Here is a 15,369-nt window from a genome sequence, read left to right as displayed (position 1 = left end):
ATCGGCGGACCCTTCTGCAAGATCGAGGCTCAGGCCCTTCAGTTGTAGATCACGGTGGGTGTGGTAGTTCGGTGATCTCTGGTGGCGGGTAACTGCCGTGTATGCAGGCAGAGTTGCTGGAGGTTCCGGCCGAGATCACGGATGCGGAGTGGTCGGACCGGCTGGAGGAGTTGCTGCTGGAGGTCGGCGGTCTGTTCCCGCGGGTTGAACCGCCCCGGTTCGAATAGAGACTCGATTCCGTGTAAGGATCAGAGTCATGGCACGTCCCTCCTCTTATCCCCCTGAGCTGCGCAAGCGCGCGGTGCGCATGGTCGCTGAGGTCCGCGGTGACTACCCGACCGAGTCCGCCGCGATCAACGCGGTCATGGTCAAGCTCGGTATCGGCTCACGCGAGACGCTGCGCAAGTGGGCCCGCCAGGACCAGATCGATTCCGGGACCCTGCCGGGGACCACGAGCGGGGAATCCGCGCAGATCAAGGCGATGAAGAAGGAGATCGCCGAACTCATGCGCGCGAATGAGATCTTGAAGGCCGCGGCGAGTTTCTCCGCAGCCGAGCTCGACCGGCCACTGCCTCGCTCGTAACGTTCATCGACGAGCACCGGGTCCGCTTCGGCGGGGTCGAGTCGATCTGCCGCACGCTGACCCAGCACGGCTGCAAGATCGCCCCCTCCACCTACTACGCCTGCAAGAAACGACAAGCGGCTCCTTCGCCGCGAGCGGTGCGGGACGAAGAACTCAAGGAGCTGATCCAGGAGGTCTACCAGTCCAACTACCGTGTCTATGGCGCGAGAAAGGTCTGGCGCGAGCTGAAGCGGCAGGGGCATGCGGCGGCCCGCTGCACGACCGAGCGCCCGATGCGCGAAATCGGCATCGCCGGCGCGGTGCGCGGCAAGAAGGTGATCACCCCCATGCCGGACCCAGCCGCCGCCCGGGCCCCGGACCGCGTCGACCGGGACTTCGTCGCCCCGGCCCCCAACCGGACCTGGGTCGCCGACTTCACGCACGTGGCCACCTGGGCGGGCGTCGTCTATGTCGCCTTCGTCGTGGACACTTTCTCCCGCCGCATCGTCGGCTGGTCCGCCTCGCTGTCGAAGGAGACCCAACTCGTCCTGAGCCCTGGACATGGGTCTGTGGCAGCGCGACCGCGACGGCCGGCCGCCCGTGCCCGGCGAACTGGTCCACCACTCCGACGCGGGGTCGCAATACACGTCATTCCGGCTGGCCGAACACCTGGATGCGGCCCAGATCGCGGCCTCCATCGGCTCGGTCGGCGACGCGTACGACAACGCGCTGATGGAGTCGACGATCGGCCTGTTCAAGACCGAGGTCATCAAGCCGATGCGGCCATGGAAGACGCTCTCGCACGTCGAACTCGCCACCGCCGAGTGGGTCGACTGGTACAACCACCGCCGACTCCACGGTGAGATAGGGCACATTCCGCCCGTCGAATACGAAGCCAACTCCTACCGAGCAACCACGAAACCCCAGCTCACAGCCACCAACTGAGATCTCTAACGAACCCGGGGCGGTTCAGGGTGCGTACGCGGAGTGGGCATCGGTGATCCATCAAGTCACCGTGTCGCCTCGGCCGTGGCCGAGGCCGAAACTTGTCCAGGCGGGGCCGAGCTGGCTCTTCGTCATGGATCCACCACGAACAGGGCCCGATACGTGCGAAAATCTCACCCCTTCGACCATCATTACGGAGAGGTCGAGTGCGCAGCTGTTTCTGGGGGGAAGTCATATATGGCCCTGCTGTCATCGAGCCCGAAGTGGTCCACCCTGCCTGACTACGCTTATGACTGGGCGCTGGTGGATGTGGAGACCTCCGGGCTGAGACCCGGCCGGGACCGTGTCCTGTCCCTCGCGATCCTCACGCTCGACGCACAGGGCAACCGGACGGGGGAGTTCTCCACCCTCCTCAATCCGGGCTGCGACCCCGGCCCGGCGCATATCCACGGCCTCACCTCCGACCGTCTCGCCGGCGCTCCCACCTTCGAGGACATCGCGCCGCAGGTGGGAGCGCTGCTGAGCAGCCGCGTCCTGGTCGCCCACAACGCCCAGTTCGACTACGACTTCCTGGCCCACGAGTTCGCCCACGTCCGGTCCTGGGTGCCGGTGAGCAGGCGGCTGTGCACGCTGGCCCTCAATCGTCTGGTCGGACCCGCGACCCCCGATCTCAAGCTGGGCACCCTCGCCGCGCACTACGGCGTGCGCCAGGAGAAGGCCCACGACGCGCGGGACGACGTACGGGTGCTCTCCGGTGTCCTGCGCGGCTCGCTGGGTGCGGCCGAGCAACTGGGTCTGTCCCTGCCGCTCCTGGACTGTCCGCCGCGCCAGGACTACAAGCCGTACGTCCCCAAGACACCGTGCGCGTACCGCAATCCCGGTCGTCTGGAATCGGGCGGGGCGCTGGTCCAGGGGATGAAGGTCGCCATCACGGGCGACACCCAGGTCGCCCGCGAGGAACTGGTCGCCCGCTCGGCGACGGCCGGGCTGAACATGATGACCTCGGTCAGCGGCCTGACCAGCGTCGTCGTCACCAACGATCCCGGCGCCGGAACTGCAAAGCTGAATCGCGCGGCGGACGAGGGCGTCCCCCTCGTGGACGAGCCGACCTATCTGCGGCTGCTGGAGAGTGTGCAGCCGGGCCAGGCCAAGGGCACCGCCCGGCCGCGTCGCGTGGCGCAAACGCCCGCGAGTGCTGCGACCGCACAGCCTGCGCCCACGCAGAACCTCCCGGCCCAGCGCACTGCCGCACCGACCGCGTCCACCGTCACGGCGGATCAGTCGCTCACCGGACGCAGAGTCCTGGTCCTGGGCGGCACCCACGATCAGGCCGTCGGGGCACGCGCGCGTGCCGTCGTCCTTGGCGCCTCCGCGGCGGTCAACCTCTCCGCCGGCGTGACCGACGTCGTCGTGCTGCCCGGCGGCGAAACGGACCGGCGCATGACTCGCATCACCGCCCTCGGTCTCCGCGTCCACGACGCCGACTGGCTGCTCGCACCCGCACCCGCACCGACGAAGAGCACAGCCGGGAACCAGCCGGACTCGGCTGCGGTGCTGGTCCGAGGTGCCGTCATCGACCTGTCCGAAACCGGAACGCCCTGGACGGTGGCCGCCACCTGGCGTCAGCAGGCCGACTGCGACGTGGACGTCGTCGCCTTCGCGGTGGACGCGCGGGAACAGGTTCCCGGAGATGAGGACTTCGTCTTCTACAGCGCCCCCGAGCACCCGGACGGGACCGTGCGGCTCACCACGGACGGTCCGACGGAGCAGGCCGTCACCGCGGACCTGGAGCGCCTGCCCCTGGAGACCCACAGGGTAGTCATCGCCGCCGCGACAGACGGCGTCGCGACTTTCTCCGACGTCGGAGCTATCGAGATCACCGCCACCTGCGCGATCGGCGCGGCCCCGGCCGCCCGGGCCACCCTCGACGCCGCTACCACCGAGCGCACCATGATCCTTGCCGAGCTCTACCGCCGAGGAGAGGGCTGGCGGCTGCGTGCCGTCGGTCAGGGCTATGAACACGGCCTGGCCGACCTGGCTCGTGGCTACGGAGTCGACGTCGCCGAATGACCGACAGGCTCCCCTCGGGAGGGCCGGGCTTCCAAGGGGCGCCGCTGTGTGACTGTCAAGCTGGTGGAACAGTTCCCGTCAGGACTTGGAGCTGGGCCGACCGGGAATGTGACTGAGAATAGACTTGGAGAAACCCCCATCGACGCAGACATCCTGGCCGGTGACATATCCCGCCAGCGGGCTGACAAGAAACTCGATCACGTTCGCGATATCCATCGGGTCGCCAATTTTCGCCAACGGGATGATTTCTTCCCTCGCCTTCTTGACTTCGGGGTCGAGGTACATTTGTTCAGTCATCTGCGTGCGAGTCATGCCCGGGGATACCACGTTCACGCGGATTCCGTCAGGTGCCCACTCCAGTGCGAGCGTCTGAGCCAACAGTGTGAGCGCAGCCTTGGTCGGACTGTAAGCACCCGATCCGGCATGTGGGAGCTGGCCGGACATTGAAGAGGTGAAACAGGCGGACCCGCGGCTATCCTTCAGGTGCGGGTAACTCGCTTTGGCAAGCAGCCACGCCCCGCGAAGGTTGACGGAGAACATGCTGTCCCAGTCCTCGAGGGAGAGATCCTTGAGTGCGCCAGGGCTGGCGATTCCGGCATTTGCCACCAGCGCATCCAAGCCGCCGAACTCGTCGACCGCAGCGGTTACCAGCTGACCGGGCACGCCGGGATCACCCAGGTCTCCTGTCAATGCAATGGCCTTGCCGCCCATCGACTGGATCGATCGGACGACCTCGTCTTGTCGCGCGTTCGCAGTAAGGCCGGCTACCGCGATCATCGGCTGTTCGCCACGGGCAAGCGCTGCCTCTGCGAGCCTAAGGCTTGCGGCCGCGCCGATACCGCTGCTTCCGCCACTGACCAGAGCCCTCATTGCACACTCTCCTTGCATATTTGCATCTTCGATGCCCCTCGGAGTCACCCTGAACCCCGAGGCACTGAAATCACTGTCCGACGGTCCAACCCTCTTCACTGAGGTCACGCATTGCCTTCGCGAATTCTTCAAGGGTGTTCTTTTCCCGGATGATTTCGAGCACTACATTGTCCACCCCGATTGTTTCTTGAACTGCTGCGCCCAAGTTGCTCCAATCGATCACCCCAGTGCCGATGGGGTCGTGGCCCCAAGTCTCCGTACCCGTGTCGGAGATATGCATGAGTGCAACCGATCGGTGATGCAAGCGCAGACTCGACACGGGATCCTCCCCGATGTAAGCAGCATTCGCGACGTCGTACACGATTTTCAGTGCGTCATCGTTGACAGTGCCGACGATTTCCGCCAGTTCCCCAATCGTGGGAGCAAAGCAGTAAGGGGTGTTCTCGAAGAGGAGTCGCTTTCCCGCTCGCTTGGCCAGCGGGATCAGCTCATCCAGGCTTTCGTGCATCCACCCGTATACCTTCTCCAGTGGAGGGGAGATCATTGGACGCCGCGTGCCGGGTGAGATCACGACTTCAGGGACATCCCAAGCCACCGCAAGGTCGATCACCGAGGCGATGTGCTCGATGCTCTTCCGGCGCATGCTGGCAGCAGGACTGGCCAGATTGATGTCGTATCCGCCGGCGTTCAGGGACCGGATCTTGGCGCCGTTCTCGTTGAGTTCTGCCAGGATTGCCGAACGCTCGGAGCTGGAGATCTCTTCCGGCCAGCAGTGGGGAGAGCTGATGGGGACCTCGAAGGTGTTGTACCCGTTCCGGACCAACTCCGATATCGCATCGATCGCCGTTGTCGACCAAAGGTACGAAAAAGTATTGATGATCATGTGCGTTTCCGTTCGATCTTTTCAGTCTTTGGAGTGTCCCGCGTCACGCGCTCGGGAGCACGAGCGACTACGACCGGGACTCCTTGTACGGGGCGGGGGTTGAACTGGCAGCAGTGGACGAGTCGTCGATCGTGACGAGGGCGAGGGTGTCGGTCGCGGAAACGATCTCCCGCGGGGCGCGGCTGCCGGTCTCCGGGAGCGTGAAGTAGACGATGAGGCACAGGGCGACGACGACGATCATGTAGATCGCCACGTACATGGGCCGTCCGGCGCCGACGAACGCGGACGCGACGAGGGGGGCGGTACCGCCGAAGAGGGCGATGACGATCTGATGGGCGAATCCGATTCCGGAGACGCGGACCGAGGCGGGGAACAGCTCAGCCTGGATGGTGGGGTAGACGCCTTGCCAGATTCCGAGGACAACCCATCCGGAGGCGGCGACGATGACGTAGACACCGAAGCCGGGCGCCTGTAGCAGGAGAAGGAGCGGATAGAACAGGACGATCATTCCGATGGCGCCGATGATGGGGAAGATCTTCCGGCGGCCGAGACGGTCGGAGAGGTAGCCGCTGGCGGGAACGACGACAACCAGCAGGGCCAGGCCGATCACGCTGCCGGCAAGGGTGGAGGACAGGTCTCGGTCCGAGGTGAGGTTGGCGTAGGTGGGCAGGAACGTCGCCCAGGTGTAGTAGGCCACGGCGGGAGCGGAAAGGGCAGCAGTCTGCAGGATCGCCTTCGGGTGCTCGCGGAGCAGTTGGAGGAGCTTCGCGGGTGCGGACTTCTGCTCGTCGAGCGTGCTGGCAGCCTCGAACTCCGGAGACTCGTCCGAGCGGGAGCGGAGGATGAGTCCAGCGACGCCGATCACACCACCGATGATGAAAGGGATCCTCCATCCGTACGACTCCAGGGCGTCGTCGGTGAAGACGGAGGTGACGGCGGCCGCGGCGCCCGTTGCGGCGAGGGTTGCCAGCCCGCTGGCCATGTTGGTGAAGGAGCCGAACAGTCCACGCCGGTCGGCTGGAGAGTGTTCCACCATGAACGCGATGGCGCTCTGCCCCTCGGCACCGGCGGAGATGCCCTGGAGGATGCGGGCGACGACGAACAGGATCGGCGCGAAGTAGCCGATGGTCGCGTACGAGGGGGTGAACCCGATGATCAACGCGCCGAGAGTCATCCCCGAGACCGCGAGGGACAGGACGCGTCGACGCCCGTACCGGTCGGCAAGTGGGGAGATCATGATGCCGCTCAGAGGCCGCACGACGAACCCGATGGCGTAAGTGAGGAACGCGGCGATGAGGGACGCGAACTTCGAGTCCGAGGGGAAGATCTGTGCGGAGAAGACAGAGGCGAGAAGACCGTATACGTACCAGTCGTACCACTCGACAAAGTGCCCGACGGTCCCGGCGAGCAGGTTACGGGCCCGTCCCTTACGCGGGACAGGATCTGCGCTGTCGGGGGTGGATGCGCTGGGCGCGCAACGTGAGGGCGTCATTGCATTCTCCATTGCATTTGGCCGCGAGTGAACATCCCAACGCCCCGGGCCGAGGGTCGCTGAACCTGTTGAAAGGGTGTCTGCCTGTCTAGGCGGAGAGTTCCTCGTCTGCGACGAGGTAGGTGTAACTCGGCCAGCTCCGGGAGACGTCAGCCGCGGCCGCGAGCAGGGGTGGCGCCAGCTCGGCCATGCGCGCTCGGGTCATCCGCACGGAGGGGCCCGCGATGCTGATCGTCCCGGTGGCCTCCCGGCCCGGTCCGGCTCCGTGGATGGCGGCCGCCACGGCACTGATGCCGAGATCCATCTCCTCAATCGTCGTGGCGTACCCGCGGTGACGAACCTCGTCGAGCTCGACGTGGAGAGCGGACCGATCGAGGGGGGACCTGGGGGTGACGTCGAGACGGCTTGCGTGCGCCAGCACGGTCTCGACTCGGTCCGCGGAAAGAGTGGCGAGCCACGCCTTCCCGGACGCAGTGGCGTGGGGGACCGCGTCCTGGCCCATGACAGGGTCGATGCGAAGGGACGAGTTCGCCCCCTGGGCTTTGGCGATCCACTTCAAGGAGTCGTTGGTGGCCACCGCCAGGCGAACGAGCTCTTCACACTCCGCCGCGAGCGAGTCCAGGCTTCGCTGAGCCCACGTTTCCACCGCTGACGAGGACAGCTGGCGGAGCCCCAGGGCGCCGAGGCTGTGCGTGGCGAAGTAGCTGGAGGTGCGGGGATCCTGATTCACATAGCCCGCGTCGGCCAGGGCGGCGAGGAGACGATGAGCGATGGCCTTGTTGACGCCCAGGCGTTCAGCGATCTCCGTGATGCGTCGGCCTTCGGGATGCGGCGCCAGCAGTTCGAGCACACGCATTGCATGTGTGACGTGATCGGCCAGTGCCATGTCTTCGTCTCCTCGCCATCGTGGATACGCCCGCGCCGCCTGTAACGGCGTTACGAAACGTCACATGCCTCCGCCATCGCTGTCAAGAGCAACGGGTGATCCTGGTCGTCAGACCCCGAGAACTCGGCGGTCAGCTCTGCTGCACCAGCTCACGCAGACGCGTGAACGCCGACTCGTCATCGTTCACGACGACGTCGTGCTCGCCGGTGTTCCAGCGGCACTCGAGCGCGCCGAATCGCTCCCAGTAGACGTCCCATCCGGCGAGCTTGACCCGGTCCCGCTCGCTGCCGCGCTCGATCAACCGTTGCCGCACGACCTCGGGCGAGGTGCGTACGTGGATCACTCGGATACGAGCGGCGGGCCAGCCTGCACTCTCGGTCGAGCGACGCAGGAAGTCGGGGTCTCCGAGGTAGGCCACGAACGGCGCATCAAGGACGACGGAGTGGCCGAGTTCCAGATTCCGGCCGGCGGTCGTGAAGAGCGTCTCGTACTCGGCCGGCATGACGGTCCGCAGGTACAGCTCGTTGGATTCCCGATCGGTGGGATCCTGCCCGAACGCCTCGAGAGCCACTCGCACGAGGGGCTCGGCGAGCGTGTCCTTGTCGAGATACGCCGCGCCCGTGAGGGAGCTGAGGTGTCTCGACAAGGTCGACTTACCCGACCCCGCCCCGCCGAGCGTGATGTAGGCGACGGGCAGGGCTCCGACGTCGCAGGTCACCGCTTCACCCGCGCGATCGCGGCCACGAACTCCTCCGCCGCTGCGGTGACCTTGCCCATGTCGCCGTCGGGGCGGCCGGCCTTGGTGATGGCGCTGCCCACTCCGACCGCCGCGACGCCTGCGGCGAACCAGTCGCCGACGTTGGCGGTGGTGACGCCACCCGCCGGAAGGATCGGGACGTGCGCGAGCGGCGCCAGGACCGCCTTGGCGTAAGGGATGCCGCCGGCTTCGGTGGGGAAGAGCTTGACGATGTCCGAGCCGGCCTCGGCCGTATCGAGGATCTCGGTCGGCGTGTAGGCACCACTGATGGTGGCGATCTGGTAGCGGTTGGCGACGCGGATCATCTCGGGGTTGAGGTTCGGGCTGACGAGGAACCGCGCACCGGCCTGAATGCTCGCCCAGGCGGCGTGCCCGTCGAGGACGGTGCCCGCGCCGAAGGCCACGTCTTCACCGGCGAAGCGCTCGGTCAGGCGCTCGATCACGGTGAGGGCGCCGGGGATCGACAGGGTGATCTCGAGGGCGCGGATGCCGCCGGCGACGGCGGCCGAGGCGACCTCGAACGCCTCCTCGGCGGTGTCGAGGCGGACGATGAGGACGTTGCCGGAATCGCGGATGGTCTCTATGACGTCGAGTTTCTGGAACATGACCCTGATGGGTACACCACTTTCGCGCGCTTCGCGAGCCGAGACCCGGGTGCGTTGACGAATCGCGGCGAGGTCTGACATCTTCGATTGCAATCGATCTCAGCAATCGTTCTCATCCTCGAGGGCGACTGATGTGCTGCGATCCTCAGCAAGGCGAAGGAGTCGACGGCGGTGGATCATTCCTCTTCGGCCCCTCGGCCCTCGGCCGTGGTGCTGGGTGCGTCCCACTGGCACGCGCCGCTGTACCGTGCCGGGCTCGCTCGACGATTCCGCGTGACGGCGGTGCAGGACCCCGACCCCGCGGTCTCTCGGGCATTCGCCGAACCCTTGGGCGCACCGGTCGCGGCGAGCGTCGACGAGGCTCTGAGCCAGGACGGCATCGAGGTGGCGTTCGTGTTCTGCCCGCACCACGAGATGCTCGCGGTCGGCCGGGAACTCATCGACCGCGGCATCCCCTTCGTGATCGAGAAGCCCGCCGGTGGGAGCCTCGACGACCTTCGGACGATCGAGGAGGAGGCACGCCTGGCCGCCGTGCCGGCGACCGTGCCGCTCGTCCAGCGCGGCGCCCCGATCGACACCTGGCTGCGACAGGCCGGCGACATCGTCTACGAGCGGATGGCGTTCGTCGCCGGTCCGACCTCGCGGTACCGGCGGAACGGCAACCCGTGGATGCTCGAACCCGCCCTCTCCGGCGGCGGCAGCCTGATGAACCTCGGCCCGCACTTCGTCGACCTGGCGATTCGCCACCTCGGTCACCCCGTCGACGTCGTCCAGAAGCTCTCCACCACGCTGCACGGCGAGGTGGTCGACGACCACGCCACGATGATCCTCACCACCGCCACGGGCTGCGAGGCGATCGTCGAAGTCGGCTACGCGTTCCCCAACTCACCGCTGAAGAGGTACTGCAGCTTCACCGCGGCCGGGACCAACGGATTCGCCACCGTCGACACCACCGGCGCCGCGACGTTCACCGACCCATCCGGCGTCACCAAGAGCGCCGTCCTCGAGGTGGACAGCGACCCGCTGTACGACGTGTTCGTCACCGGCGTCGCCGACACGCTCACGACCGGGTTCGCGGGCCTGCCGACACTCGCCGAGCTTGTGACCACCATGGAACTCATCTGGTCGTCGCACCCGGAGGGGACGGCGCGTCGTGGCTGAGGTGAGCATCGACGACGTCGCCAAGGCCGCCGGCGTGCACCGCTCGACCGTGTCGCGGGCGTTCTCGAAGCCGGATGCGGTGCGCGCGGCGACCAGGGAACACGTGCTGCGTGTCGCGGCCGAGCTCGGGTACTCGATGAACCCCCTCGCGCAGGCTCTCCGCCGCGGCTCGAGCAACCTCGTCCCGCTGATCGTTCCGGACATGACCAACCCGTTCTTCGCCGAGCTGGCGCGCACGACCGCCGCCGCCGCCGAGGCACGCGGCTACCAGCTGATGCTCTGCATCACCAACGGCGACACCGGGCAGACCGCCGACTACGTGAGTGCGATGCACTCCATGTACTCCCCCTTCGGTATCGTCGCCCCCTCAACCCGGGTCAACCTCGAGGCGCTCCGCCGGTACGCGTTTCAGAACCGGGTCGTCGTCATCGACCGGGTCGAAGACGACCCCGCCGTGCCCACCGTCACCGTCGACAGCGCCCGCGGCATCGACCTCGCCTTCGACCACCTCCTTGGTCTCGGCCACGCGAACATCGCCTACGCCCCCGGGATCGTCGGCACGTACACCGCCCAGGACCGCTGGGACGCCTACCACCACGCCGCCGAGCGTCACGGCATCCCGCCCGTCGTCCTGGAGGCGGCGCCCGGCGCGGATCCGGGGCCGGGGATCGTGGACCACTGGATGCGGGAACCGAACCGCCCGACGGCGGTGATCGCCTCCAACGACCTCATCGCGTTCGCCGTGATCTCCGAACTCGGCGCGCGCGGACTGACGGTGCCCGCCGACCTGTCGGTGATCGGCTTCGACGGCCTCGACCTCGGCGCCCAGTTCAGCCCCCGGTTGACCAGTGTCCGACAACCAATCACCGACCTCGGACGGATCGCCATCGAACTCGGCGAGGCCCTCATCGCCGGCGGACCGCCCGACCACCTCGTGCTCGAGCCATCGCTTCTCATCCGCTCCTCCACCCAGGAACTCCGCCCATGAATCCGAACCGCGGTCGCCTTCCCGGTCTGCAATACGTGGACCACGTGGCCTTCACCGTCCCCGACCTCGACGACGCCACCCGCCTGTTCACCGTCCTTCTCGGCGCCGAGGAGCTCTATCGCTCCACCCGCGGACCCGATGCCGCGGTCATGCCGGAGCACTTCGGCGTGCCCGCGGACGCGCACCTGGAGCTGCGCATGCTCCGGCTGCCGCCGAACCTGAACGTGGAGCTGTTCCAGTGGTGGAGTGAGGACCGCTCCCCCGTGTTCCCGCGCGCCAGCGATGCGGGCGGGCACCACCTCTGCTTCGTCGTGGACGACGTCGACGACGTCGTCGACGCGGTCGCCGACCTCCGGGGCATCGAGATCCTGGGTGCGCGCAAGGAGGTCGCCGGCGACAGCCCCGCTGTCGCCGGGAACCGGTGGGTGTACGCCCGCACCTCCTGGGGGCTCATCCTCGAGTTCGTCGACCGCTCGCGGGTCGTCGATCCGCCGCGTCTCGTCGGCCCCCACGACTGGCACACCCACTCGACCTCGGAGACACCCTCGTGAAGATTGCCGGCCATACCCTCGGCACCCCCGACCACACCGTTCCCGAAGCGCTTGAACTCTTCGCCCGAGCCGGCCTGGATGCCGCCGAGGTGATCTACCAGGACGACTACACGAGCGGTCTGCCCATCGGCGGTGCCGCGGCAGCCGCGGAAGCGGCACGCGTCGCCGACGGCGAAGGCATCCCGGTCATCGGGCTCACCCCGTACACGACCGCCATCAACGCGACCGACGAGCGCATACGCGGAGCAGCCGTCGACGAACTGCGGTCGGCCATCGACATCGCCCACGCGGTCGGCGCGAACCGCATCCGCGTCTATTCCGGCGCGTGGCAGCCGGGCCGGCAGGACCACGCCTCGCACTGGACGCAGCTCGTCCGCTCGCTCCAGGAGCTCTCCGGCCCGGCGGCGGACGCAGGCGTCGTGCTCTGCGCCGAGAACCACTTCGGCACCATGACGCAGACCGCGCGTGACACCGCCAAGCTCGTCCGCGCGGTCGACTCGCCCGCCGTCCGCGTGCTCTACGACCAGGCGAACCTCACCTTCACCCACGACGAGGACGTCGACGACGCCTTCGCCGTCCAGGGTGATCTCATCGGCCACGTGCACGTCAAGGACCTTGTCTTCAAGGACCCGGACGCCCCGTTCGTCGCGTCCGAGACGGCGCGCGTGCACGCCGAGGAACGCGCCGTCACCTCGCGCGTCGTCGGCGAAGGCGTCCTCCCCTGGTCGTCCATCCTCCGGCGCCTGCGCGAGGTCGGCTACGACGACGTGCTCTCGCTCGAATACGAGTACCGGTGGCATCCGCAGGATCTCGACGCCCCCGAGACCGGATTCCGTCGCGGCGCCGAGCACCTCCGTACGCTGCTGCGGCAGCTCGATCTCGAGGCGAACGGCCAGGACGCCGAGGTCCGCTCGTGACCGCACTCCGCGTCGGCGTGGTTGGCGCCGGCAACATCGCCAGCATCGCGCAGCTGCCCACCCTTGTTCAGCGCGACGACGTCGAGCTGCGTGCCCTGGTGTCGCGGCGCGAGGACCCGAGCCTGCTGCAGCGTCGGTGGGGGTTCGCGAACGTGTACCGCACGGTCGACGCGATGCTCGACGCCGAAGAGCTCGACGCCGTCTTCGTGCTCACTCCCCGCTCCGAGCACGTCGCGGCCGTCGAGAGCGCACTGCGCGCCGGCGTCGACGTGTTCTGCGAGAAGCCCCTGGCCACCTCGACCTCCGACTCGGTCCGCCTCGCGGAGCTCGCGGACGAGCACGGCCGCATCCTGATGGTCGGCCTGAACCGGCGGTTCGCGCCCGTATACGTGGCTGCGCGGGAAGCGTTCGGTACGGCCGGAGCGTCGTTCTGCGTCGCGCAGAAGAACCGCGCCGGCTCCGAGTACCGGGCCACGTTCGAGAATGCGATCCACATGGTGGACCTCCTCCGCTGGTTCTGCGGCGGAGACGTCGTCGAGGTCACCAGCGCGGCCGCCGGAACCGACCCCTGGGAGGAGGACGGCACGGCCGCCCTCATCCGGTTCTCGACCGGGAACACGGGCCTGCTGGTCGCGGCCCGAGCCGCCGGCGCGTGGAGTGAGAAGCTCGACGCGTACGGGCAGCTGCGCTCGGCGGAGGTCATCGCCCCCGACACCGTCGCGGTGACGGCGGACGGCGTCCGCACCGTCCGGTCGATGAGCCCGGAGGCGTTCGGCTGGGCGACCGCGACCGAGACCTTCGGCTTCGCCGACGCGGTGCGCCACTTCCTCGACCGCGTTCAGGACCGACAGCAGCCGCTGACCTCCGGTTGGGAAGCGGTCAAGACCCAGCAGCTACTCGACAAGATCCTCGCAGCGGCAGGCCTGCCCACCGAGGAGCAGGAGGGACGCACGTGGTCCAGCAAAGCAGTGCAGTAGCGCCGCTGCCCCAGGTCGCCCTGGTCACCGGCTCCAGCGGCGGCATCGGCGCGGCCGCCGTCGACGCGCTGCAGGCGCGCGGGGACATCGTCGTCGGGGCGGACCTCGCACCGCTCGACGGACAGGACATCGCCGGCTTCTCCGAACTCGACGTCACCGACGAGCAGCAGACCGCCGAAGTGGTGCGCCGCACCGTCGCCGAGCACGGCCGCATCGACGTCCTCGTCCACGCCGCGGGGGTACTCGGCGGCACCCCCGATCCGCTGGCGACCACGACCGAGGAGTTCGAGCGCACCATGCGCATCAACGCCACGGGCACGTTCACCATCACGCGCGAGGTCGCGAACCTCATGCGGGACAGCGGCACGAAAGGCACCATTCTGCTGCTGTCGTCGGTCGCGGCCAAGGAAGCACGAGTCGACTACCTGCCGTACAACGCCAGCAAGATCGCCGTACTGCACATCATGTGGTCGATGGCGAAGATCCTCGGACCGGACGGGATCTCGGTCAACGCCGTCAACCCCGGACCGGTGAACACGCCGATGTGGACACTGCTCGCCGACCAGTCCGGCTCCGCGCAAGCAGCACGCGACGCTCGCGCCGCGCAGCTCCCCATGCGACGCTTCGCCGAACCGGCCGAGGTGGCCAACGCGATCGGCTTTCTCACGGACCGGGCCAACCGGTACATCACCGGCGTCTCTCTCGACGTCGCCGGTGGAGCGCATCTTGGTATGGGGTCCTAGTAGGGCTTGGTCAGGTCGTGTTGGATCTTGCCGGTTGGCGTCTGGCCGGGGGCTGGGGCCGGGGGCGGTGGCAGGTGGTGCAGGTGCCGGTCCAGCAGTTCAGGAGGTCCTGGATGGTGTCGAGGGTCTGGTAGAGGGTGAGTCCGGTGTGTCGGCTTTTGAGGAGAGTTGCTGTTCGGTGAGGAAGGCGTGGCGGCGGTGACCAGAGTGGTGTGGTGGTGCCAGCCCCTCCAGCAACGGCCTTCGAAGTGGTCCAGGCCCAGGCCGTGCTTCAAGTCCCGGTAGTCGTGCTCGATGCGCCAGCGGATCTCGCCAGCCAGACCAGTTCGGCGACGGGAGTGTCCTCGGGCAGGTCGGACAGCCAGAATTGGGTCGGCTCTGGGCCGGCGGCAGCTCGGCGTACTTGGGGGTGTTCATCAGCGCCAGCACCGCTTCCCGCTCGGTGGCCGACAGTGCGGTGACCGGGGCCGGACGCGGCCGCCTGGGCGCCGGCGGCTTGGGACGCACCCGCCGGTGGTGGGTCGCCCGGGAACGTTCGGTGATCCGGCAGGCATCTACGATGCCCACCAGCAGGAGGACCTGGCCGGTCAGCTCTTTGACGCGGGCCGTGAGCGTCTGAAGGGCCTGCTCGTCGAGGCGTTTGAGGACGAAGACCTGGCTGCGCGACAGGAGCGCGCCGTTCCATTCGAAGCTCGGGTTCTCCGTCGTCGCGCACCAGCACGACCGTGCCGTCCTCCACGTACGGCAGGAAGCTGTCCTGCTGGGCGCGGTTGAAGCGATGGATCTCGTCCACGAACAACAGCGTCCTCTGCCCCCGGGCCCGGCACTGCTCGGCGTCGCGGAACACCCGGCGCAGGTCCGCAACGCCTGCGAACGTCGCCGAAAGCGAGGCGAAGACCAGACCGGCGGCATCGGCAAGGAGCCGGGCGATGGTGGTCTTCCCGCAGCCCGGCGGCCCCACA

Annotated in this window: 14 protein-coding genes and 3 pseudogenes; 9 read left to right on the top strand and 8 right to left on the bottom strand. The window is 67.7% G+C overall.

What is annotated here, in order from left to right:
- Positions 1 to 101 precede the first annotated feature (101 nt).
- From IG02_RS43440 to IG02_RS0111870, 3 genes and pseudogenes are all read left to right on the top strand, one after another.
- Positions 102 to 227 (top strand): hypothetical protein, encoded by a 126-nt coding sequence (locus tag IG02_RS43440; protein ID WP_267958503.1) that lies wholly within the window; start codon positions 102 to 104, stop codon positions 225 to 227.
- Positions 228 to 256: 29 nt separating this feature from the next.
- Positions 257 to 1,507: pseudogene (locus tag IG02_RS36255) on the top strand (IS3 family transposase).
- Positions 1,508 to 1,744: 237 nt separating this feature from the next.
- Positions 1,745 to 3,577, top strand: coding sequence for a TerD family protein (locus tag IG02_RS0111870; protein WP_030745190.1), 1,833 nt, complete (start codon positions 1,745 to 1,747; stop codon positions 3,575 to 3,577).
- 78 nt (positions 3,578 to 3,655) lie between these two features.
- Here IG02_RS0111870 and IG02_RS0111865 read toward each other — a convergent pair whose 3' ends face one another.
- From IG02_RS0111865 to IG02_RS0111840, 6 genes are all read right to left on the bottom strand, one after another.
- Positions 3,656 to 4,447: an SDR family NAD(P)-dependent oxidoreductase gene (locus tag IG02_RS0111865; RefSeq protein ID WP_030745188.1), complete on the bottom strand. Its 792-nt coding sequence runs from the start codon at positions 4,445 to 4,447 to the stop codon at positions 3,656 to 3,658.
- 70 nt (positions 4,448 to 4,517) lie between these two features.
- Positions 4,518 to 5,330 carry a sugar phosphate isomerase/epimerase family protein gene (locus IG02_RS0111860; protein WP_030745186.1) on the bottom strand — a complete coding sequence of 271 codons (813 nt, stop codon included), beginning with the start codon at positions 5,328 to 5,330 and terminating at the stop codon, positions 4,518 to 4,520.
- 67 nt (positions 5,331 to 5,397) lie between these two features.
- On the bottom strand, positions 5,398 to 6,822 hold the full coding sequence (locus IG02_RS0111855; RefSeq protein WP_037802753.1) for an MFS transporter: 1,425 nt from the start codon (positions 6,820 to 6,822) through the stop codon (positions 5,398 to 5,400).
- Positions 6,823 to 6,910: 88 nt separating this feature from the next.
- A complete protein-coding gene (locus IG02_RS0111850; RefSeq protein WP_030745182.1) occupies positions 6,911 to 7,708 on the bottom strand; it encodes an IclR family transcriptional regulator in 798 nt (265 codons plus the stop codon).
- Between the two features lie 130 nt (positions 7,709 to 7,838).
- Positions 7,839 to 8,426 carry an AAA family ATPase gene (locus tag IG02_RS0111845; RefSeq protein WP_199814003.1) on the bottom strand — a complete coding sequence of 196 codons (588 nt, stop codon included), beginning with the start codon at positions 8,424 to 8,426 and terminating at the stop codon, positions 7,839 to 7,841.
- Positions 8,423 to 9,151: a bifunctional 4-hydroxy-2-oxoglutarate aldolase/2-dehydro-3-deoxy-phosphogluconate aldolase gene (locus IG02_RS0111840; protein ID WP_234314709.1), complete on the bottom strand. Its 729-nt coding sequence runs from the start codon at positions 9,149 to 9,151 to the stop codon at positions 8,423 to 8,425. Before IG02_RS0111840 ends, IG02_RS0111845 begins: the two co-directional genes overlap by 4 nt.
- Positions 9,152 to 9,241: 90 nt before the next feature.
- On the opposite strand from IG02_RS0111840, the gene IG02_RS0111835 reads away from it, so the two are divergent.
- The 6 genes from IG02_RS0111835 to IG02_RS0111810 are packed head-to-tail and all read left to right on the top strand — an operon-like array spanning position 9,242 to position 14,407.
- On the top strand, positions 9,242 to 10,231 hold the full coding sequence (locus tag IG02_RS0111835) for a Gfo/Idh/MocA family protein (protein WP_234314708.1): 990 nt from the start codon (positions 9,242 to 9,244) through the stop codon (positions 10,229 to 10,231).
- Entirely contained in the window at positions 10,224 to 11,219 is a 996-nt protein-coding gene (locus IG02_RS0111830; RefSeq protein WP_030745175.1) for a LacI family DNA-binding transcriptional regulator, read from the top strand. The genes IG02_RS0111835 and IG02_RS0111830 overlap by 8 nt, the downstream gene beginning before the upstream one ends.
- A complete protein-coding gene (locus IG02_RS0111825; protein WP_030745174.1) occupies positions 11,216 to 11,770 on the top strand; it encodes a VOC family protein in 555 nt (184 codons plus the stop codon). The genes IG02_RS0111830 and IG02_RS0111825 overlap by 4 nt, the downstream gene beginning before the upstream one ends.
- Complete coding sequence (locus tag IG02_RS0111820) at positions 11,767 to 12,687, top strand: sugar phosphate isomerase/epimerase family protein (protein WP_030745173.1); 921 nt, start codon at positions 11,767 to 11,769, stop codon at positions 12,685 to 12,687. The genes IG02_RS0111825 and IG02_RS0111820 overlap by 4 nt, the downstream gene beginning before the upstream one ends.
- Entirely contained in the window at positions 12,684 to 13,664 is a 981-nt protein-coding gene (locus IG02_RS0111815; protein WP_030745172.1) for a Gfo/Idh/MocA family protein, read from the top strand. The genes IG02_RS0111820 and IG02_RS0111815 overlap by 4 nt, the downstream gene beginning before the upstream one ends.
- On the top strand, positions 13,640 to 14,407 hold the full coding sequence (locus tag IG02_RS0111810; RefSeq protein WP_051764876.1) for an SDR family NAD(P)-dependent oxidoreductase: 768 nt from the start codon (positions 13,640 to 13,642) through the stop codon (positions 14,405 to 14,407). Before IG02_RS0111815 ends, IG02_RS0111810 begins: the two co-directional genes overlap by 25 nt.
- Positions 14,408 to 14,506: 99 nt before the next feature.
- Here IG02_RS0111810 and IG02_RS39205 read toward each other — a convergent pair.
- Together IG02_RS39205 and IG02_RS42750 are read right to left on the bottom strand one after the other, a co-directional pair.
- Positions 14,507 to 14,849, bottom strand: a pseudogene (locus tag IG02_RS39205) (IS701 family transposase); the annotation flags it as partial.
- A 315-nt stretch (positions 14,850 to 15,164) separates the two neighbouring features.
- Positions 15,165 to 15,368 (bottom strand): annotated as a pseudogene (locus IG02_RS42750) (AAA family ATPase); the annotation flags it as partial.
- Between the last annotated feature and the right edge of the window lies 1 nt (position 15,369).

The organism is Streptomyces sp. NRRL F-5135 (genome assembly GCF_000719775.1).
Classification (GTDB): domain Bacteria; phylum Actinomycetota; class Actinomycetes; order Streptomycetales; family Streptomycetaceae; genus Streptomyces; species Streptomyces hebeiensis.
Note: the sequence above shows the minus strand (reverse complement) of the source record. Positions and strands in the feature narration are given on the sequence as shown.

Coding starts and splice junctions, on each gene's coding strand:
- IG02_RS43440 (WP_267958503.1), top strand. CDS start 102: ATGCAGGCAGAGTTGCTGGAGGTTCCGGCCGAGATCACGGATGCGGAG.
- IG02_RS0111840 (WP_234314709.1), bottom strand. CDS start 9,151: ATGTCAGACCTCGCCGCGATTCGTCAACGCACCCGGGTCTCGGCTCGC.
- IG02_RS0111855 (WP_037802753.1), bottom strand. CDS start 6,822: ATGACGCCCTCACGTTGCGCGCCCAGCGCATCCACCCCCGACAGCGCA.
- IG02_RS0111860 (WP_030745186.1), bottom strand. CDS start 5,330: ATGATCATCAATACTTTTTCGTACCTTTGGTCGACAACGGCGATCGAT.
- IG02_RS0111865 (WP_030745188.1), bottom strand. CDS start 4,447: ATGAGGGCTCTGGTCAGTGGCGGAAGCAGCGGTATCGGCGCGGCCGCA.
- IG02_RS0111825 (WP_030745174.1), top strand. CDS start 11,216: ATGAATCCGAACCGCGGTCGCCTTCCCGGTCTGCAATACGTGGACCAC.
- IG02_RS0111870 (WP_030745190.1), top strand. CDS start 1,745: ATGGCCCTGCTGTCATCGAGCCCGAAGTGGTCCACCCTGCCTGACTAC.
- IG02_RS0111850 (WP_030745182.1), bottom strand. CDS start 7,708: ATGGCACTGGCCGATCACGTCACACATGCAATGCGTGTGCTCGAACTG.